Origin of the sequence: Agrobacterium sp. SORGH_AS_0440, assembly GCF_031453135.1 — a bacterium.
Taxonomy (GTDB): Bacteria; Pseudomonadota; Alphaproteobacteria; order Rhizobiales; family Rhizobiaceae; genus Agrobacterium; species Agrobacterium pusense.
This window is the reverse complement of sequence record NZ_JAVIYR010000003.1, coordinates 319,874-337,846: the sequence shown is the minus strand read 5'-3', so window position 1 is coordinate 337,846 and position 17,973 is coordinate 319,874. Positions and strand designations below refer to the sequence as shown.

Genomic DNA, 17,973 nt, shown 5'->3' with positions numbered 1-17,973 from the left:
GAATCGCATTTCCATGAATCCTAGTCAAGAGTCTTTGGCACCGTTTTGGTGAGCGTTTTTCTTTTGCCTTTTGAGAGGCGAGGACATGGAAGGTGGACAAGTAACGACGCCCTTTGGGCGGCGACAGGTTACCCTTGCGCTTGTGAGGCGGCAAATTGCCACGACCAGGATCGAGGAAGGTAAATCGGCAAACAAGTGGAAGGTTTTTCGCGACGCATCTGAAGCTCGAGAGGTGCTTGGTCTGCAGGATCGCAGCCTCGCGGTTCTCGATGCGCTTTTGAGCTTCTATCCGGAGAACGAACTGCGCCAAGACGCGCAGCTCGTCGTCTTTCCCTCGAACATTCAGCTGTCAATTCGTGCCCATGGCATTGCAGGCGCGACCTTGCGCCGGCATCTTGCGGCCCTCGTTGATGCCGGCTTGATTATCCGCAAGGATAGCGCCAACGGGAAACGCTACGCGAGAAAAGGCGACGATGGCTCGATCGAGCATGCGTACGGATTCGACATATCACCTCTTCTTATGCGAGCTGAGGAGCTTGCGTGCCTCGCACAGCAGGTTGCTGCCGATCGGATCGCCTTTAGACAGGCAAAGGAAAATCTGACGATCTGCCGGCGGGATATCCGCAAGCTGATCACTGCAGCTGTTGAAGAAGGGGCAGCAGGCGATTGGGACGGAATAGAGGAGCGCTATATCGCGATCGTGGGAGAAATTCCGCGCAATCCCACCCTGGCTGAACTCGGCGATCTTGGTCTCAGGATGAGTAGTCTACGCGAGGATATCGTCAAGCTCCTGAATTTCGGAGACTTTTCATCAAAAATGAACGCCAATGATGCTCATATTGAGCGTCACATACAGAATTCAAATACCAACCCGCCTAATGAACTTGAACCTAGCTCTGGAAAAGAGCAGGGAGCAAAGCCGAGTGAGGACAGGCAGCCGCAGCATGTGCCGATCAAGGCTTTCCCAATCGGACTTGTGCTGCGGGCCTGCCCCGAAATTTCAAACTATGGGCCCGATGGTCAAATTCGGAACTGGCGTGAACTCATGACAGCCGCAGTGGTCGTCAGATCCATGCTTGGGGTCAGCCCGTCTGCATATCAGGAAGCCTGCGAGGCAATGGGCCCAGAGAACGCGGCGGTGACGATTGCCTGCATTTTGGAGCGCGGTGGTCACATTAATTCACCGGGCGGATATCTCAGAGATTTGACAAGCAAGGCTAAGCGAGGCGAATTTTCACTTGGTCCGGTCCTAATGGCTCTGCTGCGTGCTGGGGGCCACAACGTCAAAGCCACTGGGTAATGTTGAGGCAACATAAGTGCGGGGGGAACAAAAATTGTTCCTCCAGGCAAGCTGAAGCGAAACGGACCGTGAATTCTAGGCGGAGCGCAGGTTACTGTGCGAATACCCTCGGTCGAGGAGACACTGGTGGCTGTACTGAGCCAGACTCGTAGGTGAGAATTGACGCGTAGGATCGTAGTGGGGGGACCAGCACATAGTGCCAAGTTCTGTCGCGGACTAGAATGCATCGATGCTAACCACGGTGGGGCGATCGCGGACACCCATGAATTTCAGTTCGTCGATACAAGGCGTGCTCGGATGTCGTGCCGTCATTGGTTTCAACATGACCGAAATCTGCTCCCAGCCCCGATCCTCGTCGCCTATCCCTGCGGGGACTCAGCCTGGCAATGTCACGTCGGCAGGCGGCCGGGCGCTGCTTGGTGACCCGTAGCTGTTCTCGTTTTCTAGGCGCTGGGCGGCAAGAGCCTCGATCTAGGCCGACCGTGCCAGACACTTGTTTGGCCCCCTGTTGCGACGTCGGAGATCGGGAAGTTTTGCGTAAACCAAAATCTTCCCATTGGCGCGAACTTGCCGTCTCCTCTGGTGCAAGCCTTCGAGAAGACAGAGCATGATGGACAAAGTGCGGGCGACACAGCGCTTACGATTTACCGACAGTTTCCTCGCTTCCAGCGACCGTGCAGGTATCGCTGGCGACAGGATTTCATTCGCGCCTAACTTGAACGAGATATCCCGCTTCCCGGGCCGAGTGTTCCCCTGCGCCATGCTCATCCCGTACGACCTGCGCTCGCCGCGCTTGCTGCGCCAATGAACTGCACCTTCACCCGACAGAATCGTCAATGTCGCTCCCGAGGGGGGTAGCGCGTCGAAAGAACGAGCCGTTCAACGCAGGTCAGCATGAGGATTGATAACAGGCTCATGAAGCCCACCAGTTCAATATCAGAAATGGGCGCGGGGCATCGGGGGTGGATACGAATATGTCACCGCGGCCGCAATGGTCACCGCAACGCATTCCCAAATAGCGAATTTGTACGGTGCGAACTGGTTTTCCGTTGTCGATGAATACTGCCGCTCTCCCCTTCTCGATCAGCTCGAGCACCAGGTACGTCCAGTCGGCCCCGGCAGTTCCATCGGCTCTTCCTAAACAATCGGTTAAACGAGCCTTCGGTTTGAGCGCTTCAAGCAGCTCTTCTGCGCGCTTACCCCGAATTTTTCCGAGCCGGTCAGCTTCGCTCCGCGGTTGACGCGGAGACGAGTTGGCGAGAGTCTCAAGGTACCGGTGCGATAGCGCCACTGAAATTAGACCGAACGTGATCTCGGCGCACGGAGCAGGCGTGGCCTCCAACAAGCGAATGGTTTGAGTTCGATCGACATCCAGCCCAGGCGCGGGCCTTCCGGATTCTGCCGAAGTTGATCCAAAACTGCCGATGAGCAATGCAAGAACACCCAAATTCGTTTTGCCGGTTGAAATCATAGTGTTTCGGTCAGCTGAGGAAAATCAGCCGATGTCACCATGACCGAAAAATTGTACTTGAAATCGTGGTCTCCAACGTATGTTCGTGCGATCTTGCCAAACCACGTGATCTTGAAACGATTGGAATTGCCGATCCGGTCGAATTTGATTTTGTGCTTGGCAACCGTATCATGGCCGAGCAGGTATATCTGAAACGCGAAATCATTCCGGTCTGTTATCGTTTCCGGGCTGGGGTCAATAAGCAGTTCGAGGCCGTCGAGAAACTCCGGCGTATATTCATCCTTGGAGCAGATTCTAAATCCGCCATTGTGCCAGTCATCCGACGACATTATGCAGGATTGATAGTTTTCCCAAGAGTAAGGCGTGTCCCAGTCGCTGGTGTAGTTCGAGCTTTCCTTATCTTTTATATCGCGCTCTGAATTGTAATTTGCCGTCTCGAGATGAATGTCGAACCACACTTCTCCGTCGATCTCTTTTGCTGACCATAAAGCTCTTTGATTGGATGTCCCTCTGGCCAGGGATTACCTTCGAAGTAGATCCTGTTTGATTCCATATATGTTTCTCCTCTTTCAATCAGGCGTGACTTGAGAAAATTCAGTCAGTCGCTTCGGGAGAACCCGAGAGACCACGGCGGCAAGTGGCGCGACTACGATGGCGAAACCCTTGCCGCCAACGCCTCGCGCTATCCGGAGGTGAGAACGGTCCGGGTGGCCCGCTGCAACGGGAAGATCAGTCCGAACATGACGATCGCTGCGCCGCCAAGTATGGCTACGACTATTAGAGAGACGGGGATGCTGAAATTCGCCATCGCGGACGCCATCACGAACGGCGCCAAGGCCGACAGCACCAGCTTGGACGCCATGGTCTTTCCCTGCAGCTTGCCATAGCCATCACTGCCGAACAGGTACAGAGGTAGAGTGCCGGCGACGATGCTCAGCAGGCCGTTGCCCATGCCGAAAATCACCGCAAACACCATGGCGCCGGGTACCGACGGGGCGAGCGCCAACAGGATCAGAGTGCCGCCGGGAATCAGGACGGCCGCGACAATCGCCAGAGAAAGCGCCGGCAAGTTCTTGCCGAACACCATGTTGATGAGGCGGCTGGCAACCTGGGATGGGCCGAAGAGCGTACCGACCAGGGCGGCCGTGGTGCCGAGTCCGAGACCGGAGAGCAACGGCACCATATGCACCAATAAAGCCGCGCTGGAGAGCGACAGCAGCGAAAACGCCGTGACCATCAGTGCGAAGCCAGCGCGGCGTTGTTCTGGTGGCAGTATTCCTTCAACCCGCTGCGGCGGAGCTTTGGTCGTCGACCGGCGCGCGGTAACGCCGTGCGAAAGCCAGGCGTGGATCGGCAGACATATGAACAGGTTCAGACCGGCATAAAGCAGATAAATATTTTGCCAGGAGATGTGCGCATGGAGAGCCGTCGTGATTGGCCAGAACATCGTGGAGGCGAAGCCGGCGAGCAGCGTCAGGTAGGTAATACTGCGCGAGGCCACATGCGGTCTGATCTGGACCAGGAGCGCGAACGCGGCGCCGTACTGCACCAGGTTGGCTGCCACCTGGATTGCGATAAGGGCAACGACGTAGGCCGACTTGCTTGTTGCAAAAGCGCAGGCTGCAAGGGCGACGGCGGCGATCGCCGACCCTATGGTCATGATCCGTCCGGCCCCAATGCGGTCGAACAAGCCGCCGAGCCAAGGCGCCGTCAGGCCGCCGATCAGGAGCGCAACCGATAGCGCTCCGAAGATCCACTCGGTCGACCAGGCAAAATCCGCGGCCATGTCGGGTGCTAGGATGCTGAAGCTGTAATAGAGGGTGCCGTAACCGATGTTCTGCGTGACACCGAGCGCGACAATAGCGGCGACGGGAGCGCGCTCGCTCATATGGATTTCAGGCTCACGCGCTGCTCCAGCTTTTCGGCTTCTTCTTTTCGCTCGCTGTAGCGATCGGTGAGGTAGGCAGAGACGTCACGGGTCAGGATCGTGAACTTCACCAGTTCCTCGCAGACGTCGACGACGCGATCATAATAGGAAGACGGCTTCATGCGGCCGTCGGTGTCGAACTCTTGGAAAGCCTTGGCCACCGACGACTGGTTCGGGATGGTGATCATCCGCATCCAGCGACCGAGGACCCGTAGCTGGTTGACCGCATTGAACGACTGCGAACCACCGGAAACCTGCATAACGGCCAGGGTCTTGCCCTGCGTCGGCCGCACCGAACCAACCGAAAGCGGGAGCCAGTCGATCTGCGCCTTCATGATACCGGTCATGGCGCCGTGGCGTTCCGGACTAATCCAGACTTGGCCTTCCGACCAGGCAGAAAGCTCACGCAGCTCCTGCACCTGTGGATGGCTCACCGGCGCCGCATCGGGAAGCGGCAGGCCCGCTGGATTGAAGATCCGAACCTCGCAGCCAAAATGTTCGAGCAGGCGCGCCGCCTCATTCGCCAGGAGCCGGCTATAAGATACGGCGCGCAGGGAACCATAGAGGATCAGAATGCGCGGCTTGTGCGATGAGAATGGAGGACGCAGGGCGCCCAAATCTGGCTGACAAAGATGCGAGAGGGATGCGGCAGGAAGATCAGACAATGCGTTTGCCCTCCGCATCGAGGACCTGCTCACCATCTTCTTTGGTGAAGGCGCCCTTGTGGGTGTCGGGCAGAATGTCCAGCACCACTTCGGATGGTCGTGCCAAGCGCGTGCCAAGCGGCGTCACGACCAGAGGCCGGTTGATTAGAATCGGGTTTTTAAGCATCGCGTTGAGCAGCTGATCGTCGCTCAGCTCCGGATTGTCGAGGTTCAACTCCGCATAGGGCGTGCCCTTTTTACGGATGGCGCCGCGCACCGTCAGGCCGGCATCAGCGATCATCTGCACAAGCTGTGCGCGCGTCGGCGGGGTTTTCAGGTATTCGATCACCGTGGGCTCAATGCCGGCGTTGCGGATCATCTCAAGGGTGTTGCGCGACGTTCCGCAGGCGGGGTTGTGATATATTGTGACGTCCATGGTCGTCAGGCCCTTTCGATGGTGGAAGTGGAGGAGCGGACGGCGGCGCCGCGCTCGTACCAGCCCTTGCTGCGGTTGACGATCCAGACCACTGACAGCATGACCGGCACTTCGATCAGCACGCCTACGACGGTCGCCAGGGCTGCTCCGGAATCGAAACCGAACAGGCTGATGGCCGCTGCCACCGCCAGTTCAAAGAAGTTGGATGCGCCAATGAGAGCGGAAGGGCCTGCAACGCAGTGCTGCTCCCCACTCGCGCGGTTGAGAAGGTAGGCCAGGCCGGAGTTGAAATAGACCTGGATGAGGATCGGCACGGCCAACAGGGCGATCACGCCCGGCTGCGCGAAGATCTGCTCGCCTTGAAAGCCGAACAATAATATCAGGGTCGCCAGTAGAGCGACCAGGGATACCGGCTGCAACCTGGCAGCGAGACGGTTTACGTCGGTCAGCCGACGCAGGATTTGCGCCGAGATTACCGGCAGGACGATATAGAGCACGACCGACAGGATAAGAGTATTCCACGGGACCGTAATGGCCGAAAGGCCGAGTAGCAGCCCGACGATCGGTGCGAAGGCCAACACCATGATCACATCGTTTAACGCGACCTGGCTCAGCGTGAAATGCGGCTCGCCTTTGGTCAGGTTCGACCAGACGAACACCATGGCGGTGCAGGGCGCGGCCGCAAGGATGATCAGGCCAGCGATATAGGAATCGATCTGGCCTGCCGGCAGGTAAGGCCGGAACAGATAGCCGATAAACAGCCAGCCAAGCAGCGCCATCGAAAACGGTTTTAATGCCCAGTTGATGAACAGGGTAACGCCGATCCCTCGCCAGTGGCGGCCGACCTGCCCGAGGGACGCGAAATCGATCTTGAGCAGCATTGGGATGATCATCAGCCAGATCAGCACTGCCACTGGCAGGTTGACCTTCGCGACTTCGGCCGCGCCGATCGTCTGGAAGGCCCCGGGCGTAAGGTGGCCGAGGGTCACCCCGACGACGATGCAGGCGATGACCCACACCGTCAGATAGCGTTCAAACGTGGACATGATTTTACCCTTGGATAGTCTTGGCAAACAGGCCGGCGGAGGCCGGGAAAAGGCTTGCCGCCTGGCCTGTTTGCAAGATTGCGGCCGGCGCGCTTGTGCGATCGACCTTCACGAAGCCCAAAATAATCAAAGAATGCAGTGGCCGTTTCTGTCAGCAGGTAAAGGGTGGGGGCACCATCGCGCGCTGCCTGGTCAAGCATCTGGCGTGAAATGGCTTCGCCATAACCGCGTCTGCGTTGGTCGGGCAGGGCGACCACAGAGCGCAACAGCGCGTAGTCTCCATAGGGCTCCAGCCCAGCGAAGCCGATAATCTGGGCCCGGTCCGCAAAGCGAAAGAAGGTGCGCCCGCTTTGCTCCAGATCGTCGATCGGAAGTCCCGCCGCCTGCAGTGCTGCCTGGAGGTCCTGATCGCGCCCGCTGGCCGGCTGCTGATCCAAAACGTCGCTCACGCGACGTCGCCCTTACGGCTGGTGCTGCCTTCCATCGTGCCGATCGTGCGGAGCTGAGTTTCCAGCGCCAGCTTGTCGATCGACGCGAGGGGCAGATTCACAAACGCGGTGATCCGGTTCTTGAGGTAGCGGGCGGCTTGGGAGAAGGCCTGGCCCTTCTCAACCACAGAACCTTCGACGGCTGCCGGATCTTCAACGCCCCAGTGGGCAGTCATCGGGTGGCCGATCCAGATCGGACAGGCTTCGCCAGCGGCATTGTCGCAGACCGTGAAGATGAAATCCATTTGCGGCGCGCCAGGCTCCGCGAAGACATCCCAGCTTTTTGAGCTGAACCCCGTTGCCTCGTATCCGAGGCTTCGCAGCGTATCCAAAGCAAGCGGATGGACCTCGCCCTTGGGCTGGCTGCCAGCGGAGAAAGCGCGGAATCGGCCCTTGCCTTCCCCATTCAAGATGGACTCGGCGAGGATCGAACGGGCCGAATTGCCGGTGCAGAGAAACAGGACGTTATAAACGCGATCAGCGGTCATTGTAGGTTCTCCTTTGCGGTTGGCGCGCAGCAGGCGGCGACCTCGGTGGCCGGTGCGCATATCTCCGGGTGCCCGGCGCAGCAGTCTTCCATCAGGAAGCGAACCAGCGCGCCCAGCCCATCGTAATTGGCGGTGTAGATAATCGAACGGGATTCCCGCTGCTGGTTGATCAGCCCGGCGCGTTCCAGCTCCTTCAGATGAAAAGACACGTTGGAGGGCGAGACCTCTGCCTTTTCGGCAATAGCACCGGCAGCCATTCCGTCCGGACCGGCTACCACCAGCATGCGGACAATATGCAGCCTTGTTTCCTGCGACAGTGCCGCAAATGACATTAGGGCTTGACGTTCTTCCATATTTCTACAATCCTTGAATTATTGAAACAGGAGTAGCCGAAATGAACGCACTCGACAAGCCCTTTCTCGAAACGGATATCAGCCTTGGCCACCTGCTCGACACCCTCGACGGCGTCCGGGATCTGCCGTTGATCTTCTCCTACGACGGCCGCCCGGTGAAAGGTGGCTATCACGTGACCGAGGTGAAGGCGGGACAGTTCGCAGCACTCGACTGTGGCGCCGAGCACGAAGAATGGTCTGAAATCTTCGTACAGCTGTGGGACATCCACGAAGACGACCGCTCGCATATGCCGGCCGGCAAGTTCGCCGCCATCTTCCGCAAGGTATCGGAGCATCTGCGGCTCGATGGATCGGCCAAGTTGACCTTCGAAGTCAGTGACGGCGTCCGGCCGATGCAGCTTTACTGTGCGGCGGCCCCCGCCCTGCACAGCGGTGCGGTACATGTAGACCTGGTACCGCGGCCAGCGAGCTGTAAGCCGCACGATCGATGGCTCGCCGAAGAAAATCGGAAGGCCTCGGCGTGCTCTGGCCCAACACAACAGACGGGCTCGTGCTGCTCCTGAGTCCGCCCAATTAGGGTCAATCCGGCGAATTGGGAGAACGCCTTGTTCTTTTGAATCAGCGAGTTAGAATCCGCTCGATTAGGACAGCCGACACACTTAACCTGGGCCAAATCACGCTCTGCAAAGGCTTCAAAACATGGAAGATCGCGTCCGCTTCGCGCTGGAAAAGTTGCTCAACGTCCCCATGGCGATACCGGCCAGAGCTGGAGGGTCGCCAACTTCATTCTTGCCTGGTGGAACGCAGACGTGCATGGCGACTTTAATCTCACAGACCTTGCCGACGTCGATCGCGACGTCTGCGAAGACATGGTGACAGTCTTCACTTTTCTCGCGCGAAGAGGATCTTGTTTACCCCGAGGCTTACAAACCGGAGATCATTCAAATCATTCGCCGCTGGCGGCCGGACGTCGAGATCGATTGATGTCGAAACCGCGCAACCAAGCTTCCCTGTCTAACAGCGAGCGGCGCGCTGTCGAGCTCGACACGATCGCATCGGTGCTGCCAATCGAGCGCAGGGACGAACTCGCCGAACTTCTGACTGACCAGGATGTCGAAACGCTAAAACATCTGGTCAACCAGGGCATGGGCGACAACACGCTGCGGGCGCTGACCTCCGATCTGGCGTATATCGAAGCCTGGGGATTGGCGGCGACCAAAAAATCACTCCCCTGGCCGGCACCCGAGGCGCTGCTGCTGAAATTCGTCGCCCACCATTTGTGGGATCCGGAGAAGCGTGCCAGCGACCCCGACCACGGCATGCCTGATGACGTTGAGGCAAACCTCAGACGCCAGGGTTTCCTGAAATCCATCGGCCCGCACGCCCCCGATACTCTGCGGCGCCAGCTTGCGGGTTGGTCGACCATGACCCAATGGCGCGGCTTATCCGGACCCTTCTCCTCCCCTTCCCTCAAACAGGTGATCCGGCTCGCGGTCCGCGCCGTTCCACGAAAGCGTCGTCGATAAAGCGCAAAAGCGGTCACGGGGGACATCCTGCAAATGCTGCTCGCCATGTGCGCAAGTGACAGCTTGCGTGACATCGGGGACAGAGCGATTTTGATGGTCGCCTGTGCAGCGAGATCGCAGGCCTCCGCATGGAGCAACTGACCGAGGAAACACCGATCGAGGTGCCTGACAGCCCTCCCCTACCCTCTTTGGCAATTCATCTTGGGCGGACCAAAACGACGACCGGAGAGGACGACGAAGTCGTCTATCTCACAGGCCGGCCTGTCGAGGCATTGAATGCCGGGCTGACGGCCGCCAGGATCGATATGGGAAGCGTGTTTCGGGGCATCGGAAGGTGGGGAACGGTCTCGCGCCGGGCGCTCGATCCGCAGTCGATCGACGCGATCCTTAAACATCGGGCGGAAATGGCGGGGTTGGATCCCGGGGAGTTTTCTGCGCACGGTTTGCGGTCAGGATATTTGACGGAGGCCGCCGATCGCGGCATTCCGCTGCCTGAGGCGATGGATACAGTCGCGCCATCGATCAGTGCAACAGGCGTCCAGCTACTGCAACAACGCGACAAAGCGAAGCGGGCGTGCGGCCCGATTGTTGTAGGATCCGCTATCACTGTTAGAATTGCCAAGGCGAGATCAATTCAAGTCCTGTTGTTTCGAAATCTTTGAGGTTTCTGGTCGCCAACCGGCCACCATTGATCCGCGCTATCGCCGCGATCATGCCGTCCGGAGCCGACATCCTCCTCCCCTGCCGCGCAGCGTCTCCCATGATATCGCCATAGGCCAATGCTGCTTCTTCCGTGAAGGCGAACATCTTGTCCGAGAACCGGCGACGCCAGCTCACAAGTCCTTCTTCCAAGCGATCTGCTCGCTGATCCGGCCTGATCTTTTGAATACCAAATGCGATCTCAGCAACTGCAACCGTCGGCAATGCCAATTCGGCATCGTGGCGAACCAGCCATGCTATGACCGCAGAATCGGGAGCTTTCTTAAAAGTCTCAGACATCACATTCGTGTCCAGAAAAATCAAAGCTCTACGCCTTTGTGCGCGCGTCTGTTTTCATTGATGATACTGTCGAAATCCATATCCGTACCCGACTGGGATGAAAGACGGCTATAGAATTTCGCAGCGGGTTCACGTCCCGCCTCTCGAGCCTCATAGGATTCGAGCGCGCGCTCGACGATTTCGGCAATCGTGCGATTTTCTCGGCGGGCGAGCTTATGGGCAAGGTCGCGCGCTTTGGAACTGCGGACAGATAGTTGCGGGGTTACCATTAAGTGCTCCTTCCTCTGGATCAAATTTAACTTAGAACGAAATAGCCATCAAGATGGCATCTGCCATTTTGATGGCTATCCGGTGTTTCTGATTTGGCGGCCTGTGTTTTCGTCCATCATGCACGGCCGTCCCGCGTGGAGACCAACACGTACCCTCCCCCGGACGCCATACGCCAAGCAATTTCGCCGTAGACGGCCACCGAAACGCATTTCACGCTGGTTTTAACCAGACCGCCGTCCGACCTCGGATCTCGAGGGTCGCGGGCCTGCATTAGGTCATAAAACACGCTTGCAACTGTTCAATTTCTCGCGCATTCGTTATCTGCACAAAGCACTCCGAAGATCGCGCGCGAAAATCATCAGTGCCTACAATGCCGCAGGCTATGTCGAGAAAAACGACACCAACCTATATACCCCCAACAATCTGACCGCCAATAAGGAGGGTGACGGACCGGTTCACGTGAAGTTTGGCGACTGCTCGGGCAAGACCGCTAATTGTATCCCGATTACCGCTAGTTGGAATTGCGCGGCAAGGCTCGTGGGCCGCAGCAGAAATTCTTGACGGCAGTTGGTCCTTCCCTGAAGCGGTTCCCGCACCTCAGTCGCGGGCGAAGGTAGAACCGGCCTTTCTTGGCCGAAGGTATCGCCACGTTCAACAAATTCCAGCGCAGTCCGATGGGTTGCAAATCTGCGTCCCCGCTACGCCCCTAATCCCAGCCTTTGCGGCCGCGCACGGTCACCAGTGTACATCTGCGCAACTAACTGGTCTCCCGCCCATCTGGCGTCGCTTCTCGCCTCTGGTGAGGCTGCGTTTGAATCATGTAGCGCGCCTGTAACTGACCAATTCGCCTCCGTTCTTTACAAAACACCTGAAGAACGCGTGCGAAAATCATGGCAAGCGGCATCTGCCAATCAGTTCGCCACAAAATGCCCTATCGACTACGCCACGCTTCTCCACCGACGACAGGTCCATGAGGTGCAGATCGACGAAGTGGCTGCTGAGCACTAAAGGGCCAAGGGGATAAGCTAATTTCCGGAACATTCTTCCAAGGTACAGAAGAGCGTTCGCTTCTTCTTCAACGGCAGAGATGAGAGCGATATATGGTGCCGGTCCTAAAGTGATGCCGGCCACGGCCAACTCGGTCAACCTATGGACGTCCTGGCTGCTAGTTGTCATCAAATTAACAGGCATTGTTGCCGCGTCACAGACTCGGCGGTTCAACGCATCATCTGTCAATCCAGGAACGAGAAAGCCGTCAGCGCCGGCCGTTGCATATGCTTCTCGCGGACAAGCGCCTCCTCGACTAAATCAGCGTGTGCGGTGCCCTGATCGGCTTTTAGGAAGACGCCTGTCCGGGCATTGATGAATGCTGGAACACCGGTAGAATCGGCTGAACGGCGAGCCGCGAGTAACCGAGCAGCCTGATCCTCAACACCATAGAGGCCGGGGCCATCCACGATCTGGTCCTCAAAATTGAAGCCGACAATGCGTAGTTCTAGTAACCTTCGGACGTTCTGCCCGACAATTTCAGGATCGGCAGCATACCTACCCTCAAAATTGACGGTGACCGGTAGCTTCACCGATTTTGCGATTCTCGTGACAACTGCAAGCATCTCCTCAAAGGGAAGCTGTTGGCCATCTGCGTAACCTTGGGCAGCAGCAACGGACCAGCTGCTGGTCGCAACAGCTTTTGAACCAGCGCGCGCCACCGCAAGGGCACTTCCGGCATCCCAGACATTGTAGAGAAACAGCGGGTTCGACGGTTTATGTAAGCTTCGAAAATACTGGGCTTTGTAGATTTGGGATGTCATGCAGGGTATTCCTTAATTACTGTTTTATGTTGTCGTTCGATTCGATCAGCCGCCGCTTGCGCCAGAGGCCTCCGTCATATCCCGTCAAAGATCCGTCTGCTCCGATGACCCTGTGACATGGAATCATGAGAGCTATTTGATTGGCACCAGTGGCACGTGCCACCGCCCGAATTGCGGTGGGGCGACCGATCTGACGTGCAATTTCGGAATAGGTTCGGGCTCGAGAGCTGGTATTTCGCGCAATACGTCCCACACGTGTTGAGTGAAGGGGTTGGCGGACATCGCAAGTGGTGTTGAAAACCTGTCGCAACGCGCCGCAAGATACTCAGTGAGTTCTGCCGTGGCCTGCTCCAAGAGGGGCATGCTACCGATACGGATACCCTCTTTGGACACCTGCTGGAGCTTTTTGAGCTCTGCAGGCAGACCTTTTCGATCCACGAATTCCAAAAAGACGCAGATGGCTCTGACTACTCACGGCGATCATGTCGCCGAGCGGCGTCGTTATCCATGTTGCCCGTAGCTGCTTGGCCGATTGCAACTGCGATGGAGATTGGCCGAGTAGACGCGCTAAAGCGGCGCGAAACGCGCTGGCAGATTCAAAGCTGGCCTCGTGTTGAGCCAAAACAACTTTCCTGCCAACGGCCAGCGTCTCCAATCCTTGGCGGAGCCGCCGTTGACGCGTTTTCGCGCTTAGGTTTTCGCGCAGGGAAGGTTAGATGACGAAAAACGCCGGTTGAAGCGACACACGAAGACTTGACCATCGAAACGTTCATTTCGGGCCAGTAAAGCTGCGTAGAGTGTGTCAGGGTCCGGAAGATCAAATATGATGCGGAATTCCTAGCCTTGCCACACCGCCGGCTTTCGGGCGTCTATTCATCTTTCCGCGTTGACCGGATCAAATTCCGCGCTTCCGCCGCTCCAACAGCTTCAATCCGTTTGCGCAACCGGTCCCCTACCCTGCCACGCAGGTTCTCCAACATGATATTGCCATTGGCCAATGTCGCTTCTTCCATGAAGGCAAACATCTTGTTGGAGAACCAGCGACGCCACCTCACAAGTCCGTCTTCCAGACGATCTGCACGCCGATCCGGTCTGATCTTTTGGATATCAAAGCGATCACACCAACCGCCCTCGCTATTACCGGGCATTCCCTGCCCTGCCGGCGCCCGAGGCGCTACTGCTGAGATTCTTTGCTCAACGCCTGTGGGATCTAGGAAACCGCGCCAGCGACCCCATTCACGGCAAGCCTGTTGAAGTAGGCCCGGACGCACTGCGTTAGGATAGTCCGGTTTAGGTCGGACACCAAAACCTTGTCAGCTGGCAAGGTTTTTGCCACCGAAGTAATGCAATATTCGCGGTCGCTCGGTTCTCTGATGCTGTACACGGGACCTGACTACCGCCGCAGAACCTTGTCAGCTGACAAGGTTCTCGTCTAATCCGAGATGCACCGGTCCGTGAAAAAGTGGTACTTCGACAAGCCTGGAGCAGACTACCACTGCGAAACCTTGTCAGCCGGCAGCGCATTCTACTGAGGAAATGCGAAAAAATTCGCAGCCGCTCGGTTCTCTGACGGTGCACCACGGACACGACTAACGCCGTAAACCTTGTCAGCTGACAAGGTTTCCACCATCCGGGTTGAACTCGTTCGTGACCGCGCGGGACTTCGGTACTGCGCTTTACACTAGAGTGCTGGCTCTGGAGGTTGCGGACGGTCCGCCAGGGGAGGAATGGTTGCTTTCAACGTTGCTACTCGGACCTATTCCCGGACAAGACCAGAGCTAATTTAAATTTCAAGGCAAGCGTCGGAACTGGCCATATAGCAAAGCCGCTTTTTGCGGAGGAGGAGAGGGGGCGGGGCTCGTTGCATCGGCAACAAGCATCCCCGTATTTAGTAAAGCGCGTCAAAGCACCACCCAGAAGATCGAGCTGCGCGATGGCCGCAGAATGGGCTTCAGTGTTGTTGAATTCTTCCGTTTCCGTCGCTTGCGAATAGGATGTTGGAGGTCTTCACGCCCGCAAGTGGGTCCTGTTCCGCGGCCGGCCATTGGCGATGAGCCTCACGTCGCCCGCGCCGCGTCGTGAGAACCTCCGGTGTAGTCTCCATGGAGAAACTCCTTGTCCCTCGTCCATGGAACGTCGATCACAGATCAGGCGAGTGCAGGCAACGTGGGGGCAGAACACCGGTTACGGTAAATCTCGACGTGACCAAAGCCTGTCGAGCGTGTGGTCCGGCACTTCTACCCCATCGACGGGTTGCATTCCAGGATAGGCAATGCGGCAAGCCAATGCTTCCCCGGATTGTTTGAGGTCGATCGAAGCGTAGCCAAGTAGCAGAAACTCGCCAGTTCGCCGTCCGGCAGGGCGATTGCGATCGATCAAGCCCCGCAGAATTTGGAATGCGTTTGGCAGGCGATGAACTTCGTCACGGATGACCAGCTTGTTACAAAGGCTTGCAAGATAGAGTTCTAGTTCCGCCAGTTTGGCCCAATCCGCCTCCGACTCCAGATCGAGATAAGTCGAGGGCCGGCTTTCGCCAATATTGCCTGCCGATGTCGCTTTACCGACCTGACGACGTCCCAACAGCGCCCCGCAGGGCTTTCGTTGACCATGTGTTGGAGTTCGGCTTCAATTCTTCGTTTAATCAGCCATGCGTTCATGGAGTTGTGTTCCGTGATTGCAAGGAGGAAAATCAATTATGTTAGGAGTCTGGTTGCCCGACCGCTTCTCCGCGTAGCATTGTTATAATAGCTCGAAGCCTGCTGCACCGATCGATGGCGCGACTGTTCCATTGCTTCGGGGAGGGGGATGCCGCGATTGGCGGCTTCCGTCAGATACCCTGACCGCAACCCGTGCGCCGAAAACTCCCCTGGCTCCAACCCTGCCATTTTGGCGCGCTGCTTGAGAATGGCATTGATCGACTGCGGGTCGAGCGCCCGCTTCGAAACTGTATTCCACCTGCCAATCCCCCGAAACACGCTGCCTTTTTCAATGCCTGCGACTGCCATCCAGGCATTAAGCGCCTCCACCGGCTGGCCCGTCAGGTAGACGATCTCATCTTGTTCGCCGGTGGTTGTTTTCGTCCGGCCGAGATGGATGGCGAGAGAGGGGAGGGGAGGGCTGTCGGGCACTTCGATCGGAGCCTCGACAGTCAGTTGCTCGACGTGCAATGAGGCAATCTCGCTGCGTCGGCGACCACCCGAGGCAAAGGCGACCATCAGTATCGCCCGATCGCGAACGTCGCGCAGGCTATCACTTGCGCACGTGGCTAGCAGCATTTGCAGGATGTCCCCTGTGACCGCTTTTGCGCTTTTTCGACGGCGCTTTCGGGGAACAGCACGAACTGCCAACCGGATCGCCTGTTTGAGGGCAGGGGAGGCGAAAGCGCCGTCAAGACCGCGCCATTTGGTGAGTGTCGACCAACTAGCCAGCCTGCGGCGCACCGTATCAGGCGCATGCGGGCCGATGGATTTCAGAAAACCCTGGCGCCTGAGATTCTCGTCGACATCGGCGGGCATGCCGTGATTGGGGTCGCCTGCGCGCTTTTCCGGATCCCACAGATGATGGGCGACGAATTTGAGCAATAGGGCTTCAGGTGCCGGCCATGGTAGCGATTGTCCGGTCGAAGCCAGCCCCCAGGCCTCTAGATAAGTGAGATCGGATGTCAGTGCGCGCAGCGTATTGTCGCCCATGCCCTGGTTGACGAGGTGACGCAGCGTCTCGACGTCCTCATCGGTCAACAGTTCGGCGAGTTCGTCGCGGCGTTCCAGCGGCAACACCGATGCGATGGTGTCGAGTTCTTCGGCGCGGCGCTCGACGGCGGTCAGCGATGTTTTTGGCACGGAGTGCTCCAAAAGAATGCGCGTTCTGGCGGCCGTCAGGACCGGGATTTGCTACGATTTTCGGTGATTTGCGCCGCGAAATCAACTACCATCGATAAGAGGTACTTATCGATGGTTAGGCCATCAACCGACAATCATACCATGTGAGGAACCATAATTTGCATATAGAGTTCGTTTAGCAAATCATTTACCATGATTTCAATGGCTTACGATACCGGAAAAATAAGCATGACAGCCTTGATGCGGCCAGCTTTCGACGCCGGTCTCGCGCTCACGCGTCTGGACGACCGCATCGCCCGTTCGCCGGTCGGCCAGGGATGGATCGAGCGCACCCATTTTGCCGACGCCTGCGCATCGCTGTGGATCGACGGCGAACTCGTCCATCTCGAAGACCTGGTTCTCCATGACGCCACGAAAGATATTCGCACACCGACCCATGAGCTGACAATCGCCCGCGACGTGCTGCGCACCCGTCGGCGTATTGCGGCGCAGCCGCCGTGCTGGGCGCTCTCTGCCGACGGCATCCGCTCGCTGCGGAAAACCTCGGAGATTGGGTCGGGCGGCGGGGACGAGGCGACGACGGCCGGAGTTATTCGGCCGGTGGTGGCGATCGTCGCGGAAGGGGAGGGGGAGGATGCCGACGACGTCGAAAATCTCCCCGGCGTCGACTATGCCGCGATCGACGCAATGCTCGCCCGATCGGAGGCCGCGATCGAGAGCGCCAAACGACTCGGCGGTGGCAGCGTTCAAGACAAAGACCCCATGATTTATGATCTCGACTGGGACGAGGATGCCCGGCTGGAGGAGTGGCGCGGCGTGCTGCGGCAGACGCAAGACCTTCCGGCGGTGCTGCAGGCGGTGATCGCCCTCGATGCCTGGAACGAGCTTTCCGTTTTGCAGCACGCGCCCTGGCTCGGCAGATTGTTCGCCGCATCGATTTTGCGGCAGGCCGGCATCACCACCAACGCCCACCTCGCGGCGATCAATCTCGGTCTCAAAACCATCCCCGTCGATCGGCGCCGCCATTGCGACCGGGAGACACGGCTGCTGGCGATCATGCGAGGGTTTCTGGCGGCAGCCGAGATCGGTATGAAAGAACATGACCGACTGGTTTTGGCTCGCACACTGTTGGAGCGAAAATTGGAGGGCCGGCGGACGTCGTCAAAGCTGCCGGAGCTGGTCGAGCTAGTGATGGCGAAACCCCTCGTGTCGGCCGGAATGGTCGCCAAGGCGCTGGAAATGACGCCGCAGGCGGCGCGGCGGATTGTTTTGGAGCTGGGCTTGCGCGAGATAACGGGGAGGGGAAGGTTTCGGGCCTGGGGTGTGATATAGCGAGCTTGGGCGAGATTAGGTTAATGTGGACCGAGCCGGCTCG

At 58.0% G+C, this 17,973-nt stretch carries 17 protein-coding genes and 3 pseudogenes; 5 read left to right on the top strand and 15 right to left on the bottom strand.

Going from position 1 to position 17,973, the window contains the following annotated elements:
* Positions 1-85 precede the first annotated feature (85 nt).
* Entirely contained in the window at positions 86-1,300 is a 1,215-nt protein-coding gene (gene repC / locus QE453_RS24445; protein WP_309778529.1) for a plasmid replication protein RepC, read from the top strand.
* A gap of 607 nt (positions 1,301-1,907) precedes the next feature.
* Entirely contained in the window at positions 1,908-2,108 is a 201-nt protein-coding gene (locus tag QE453_RS24440; RefSeq protein WP_309778527.1) for a hypothetical protein, read from the top strand.
* Positions 2,109-2,213: 105 nt separating this feature from the next.
* Here the strand turns inward: QE453_RS24440 and QE453_RS24435 are convergent, their stop codons facing one another.
* The 9 genes from QE453_RS24435 to QE453_RS24395 form a co-directional block, all read right to left on the bottom strand.
* A complete protein-coding gene (locus QE453_RS24435; protein WP_309778525.1) occupies positions 2,214-2,771 on the bottom strand; it encodes a hypothetical protein in 558 nt (185 codons plus the stop codon).
* Positions 2,768-3,229 (bottom strand): hypothetical protein, encoded by a 462-nt coding sequence (locus tag QE453_RS24430; RefSeq protein ID WP_173616058.1) that lies wholly within the window; start codon positions 3,227-3,229, stop codon positions 2,768-2,770. Before QE453_RS24430 ends, QE453_RS24435 begins: the two co-directional genes overlap by 4 nt.
* 224 nt (positions 3,230-3,453) lie before the next feature.
* Complete coding sequence (arsK, locus tag QE453_RS24425) at positions 3,454-4,659, bottom strand: arsenite efflux MFS transporter ArsK (protein WP_309778519.1); 1,206 nt, start codon at positions 4,657-4,659, stop codon at positions 3,454-3,456.
* Positions 4,656-5,381 carry an arsenical resistance protein ArsH gene (arsH, locus tag QE453_RS24420; RefSeq protein ID WP_022557053.1) on the bottom strand — a complete coding sequence of 242 codons (726 nt, stop codon included), beginning with the start codon at positions 5,379-5,381 and terminating at the stop codon, positions 4,656-4,658. Before arsH ends, arsK begins: the two co-directional genes overlap by 4 nt.
* A complete protein-coding gene (gene arsC / locus QE453_RS24415) occupies positions 5,356-5,778 on the bottom strand; it encodes an arsenate reductase (glutaredoxin) (RefSeq protein ID WP_172873212.1) in 423 nt (140 codons plus the stop codon). The genes arsH and arsC overlap by 26 nt, the downstream gene beginning before the upstream one ends.
* 5 nt (positions 5,779-5,783) lie before the next feature.
* Positions 5,784-6,824, bottom strand: coding sequence for an ACR3 family arsenite efflux transporter (arsB, locus tag QE453_RS24410; RefSeq protein ID WP_022557055.1), 1,041 nt, complete (start codon positions 6,822-6,824; stop codon positions 5,784-5,786).
* Positions 6,800-7,273, bottom strand: coding sequence for a GNAT family N-acetyltransferase (locus tag QE453_RS24405; RefSeq protein WP_234905377.1), 474 nt, complete (start codon positions 7,271-7,273; stop codon positions 6,800-6,802). Before QE453_RS24405 ends, arsB begins: the two co-directional genes overlap by 25 nt.
* Positions 7,270-7,800, bottom strand: a complete 531-nt coding sequence (locus QE453_RS24400; RefSeq protein WP_309778515.1) for an arsenate reductase ArsC — start codon at positions 7,798-7,800, stop codon at positions 7,270-7,272. Before QE453_RS24400 ends, QE453_RS24405 begins: the two co-directional genes overlap by 4 nt.
* Positions 7,797-8,153, bottom strand: coding sequence for a helix-turn-helix transcriptional regulator (locus QE453_RS24395; RefSeq protein WP_022557058.1), 357 nt, complete (start codon positions 8,151-8,153; stop codon positions 7,797-7,799). The genes QE453_RS24400 and QE453_RS24395 overlap by 4 nt, the downstream gene beginning before the upstream one ends.
* 41 nt (positions 8,154-8,194) lie before the next feature.
* Here QE453_RS24395 and QE453_RS24390 point away from each other — a divergent pair, with 41 nt between their 5' ends.
* Positions 8,195-8,716 (top strand): DUF6428 family protein, encoded by a 522-nt coding sequence (locus tag QE453_RS24390; protein WP_022557060.1) that lies wholly within the window; start codon positions 8,195-8,197, stop codon positions 8,714-8,716.
* A gap of 420 nt (positions 8,717-9,136) precedes the next feature.
* Positions 9,137-10,273, top strand: a pseudogene (locus tag QE453_RS24385) (integrase).
* Positions 10,274-10,288: 15 nt separating this feature from the next.
* Here the strand turns inward: QE453_RS24385 and QE453_RS24380 are convergent.
* From QE453_RS24380 to QE453_RS24345, 6 genes and pseudogenes are all read right to left on the bottom strand, one after another.
* Positions 10,289-10,702, bottom strand: coding sequence for a type II toxin-antitoxin system VapC family toxin (locus QE453_RS24380; protein WP_045534923.1), 414 nt, complete (start codon positions 10,700-10,702; stop codon positions 10,289-10,291).
* The gene (locus QE453_RS24375) at positions 10,699-10,947 is read right to left on the bottom strand and encodes a type II toxin-antitoxin system VapB family antitoxin (RefSeq protein WP_022557064.1); all 249 of its coding nucleotides are present in this window, start codon (positions 10,945-10,947) and stop codon (positions 10,699-10,701) included. The genes QE453_RS24380 and QE453_RS24375 overlap by 4 nt, the downstream gene beginning before the upstream one ends.
* An 889-nt stretch (positions 10,948-11,836) precedes the next feature.
* Positions 11,837-12,759 (bottom strand): annotated as a pseudogene (locus QE453_RS24370) (isocitrate lyase/phosphoenolpyruvate mutase family protein).
* A gap of 16 nt (positions 12,760-12,775) precedes the next feature.
* Positions 12,776-13,587: pseudogene (locus QE453_RS24365) on the bottom strand (bifunctional transcriptional activator/DNA repair enzyme AdaA).
* Positions 13,588-14,943: 1,356 nt separating this feature from the next.
* Positions 14,944-15,339 (bottom strand): AAA family ATPase, encoded by a 396-nt coding sequence (locus QE453_RS24350; protein ID WP_309778511.1) that lies wholly within the window; start codon positions 15,337-15,339, stop codon positions 14,944-14,946.
* Between the two features lie 113 nt (positions 15,340-15,452).
* Entirely contained in the window at positions 15,453-16,598 is a 1,146-nt protein-coding gene (locus QE453_RS24345; RefSeq protein ID WP_034499261.1) for a site-specific integrase, read from the bottom strand.
* Positions 16,599-16,790: 192 nt separating this feature from the next.
* Here QE453_RS24345 and QE453_RS24340 point away from each other — a divergent pair, with 192 nt between their 5' ends.
* A complete protein-coding gene (locus tag QE453_RS24340; RefSeq protein ID WP_309778509.1) occupies positions 16,791-17,930 on the top strand; it encodes an RHE_PE00001 family protein in 1,140 nt (379 codons plus the stop codon).
* Positions 17,931-17,973 lie beyond the last annotated feature (43 nt).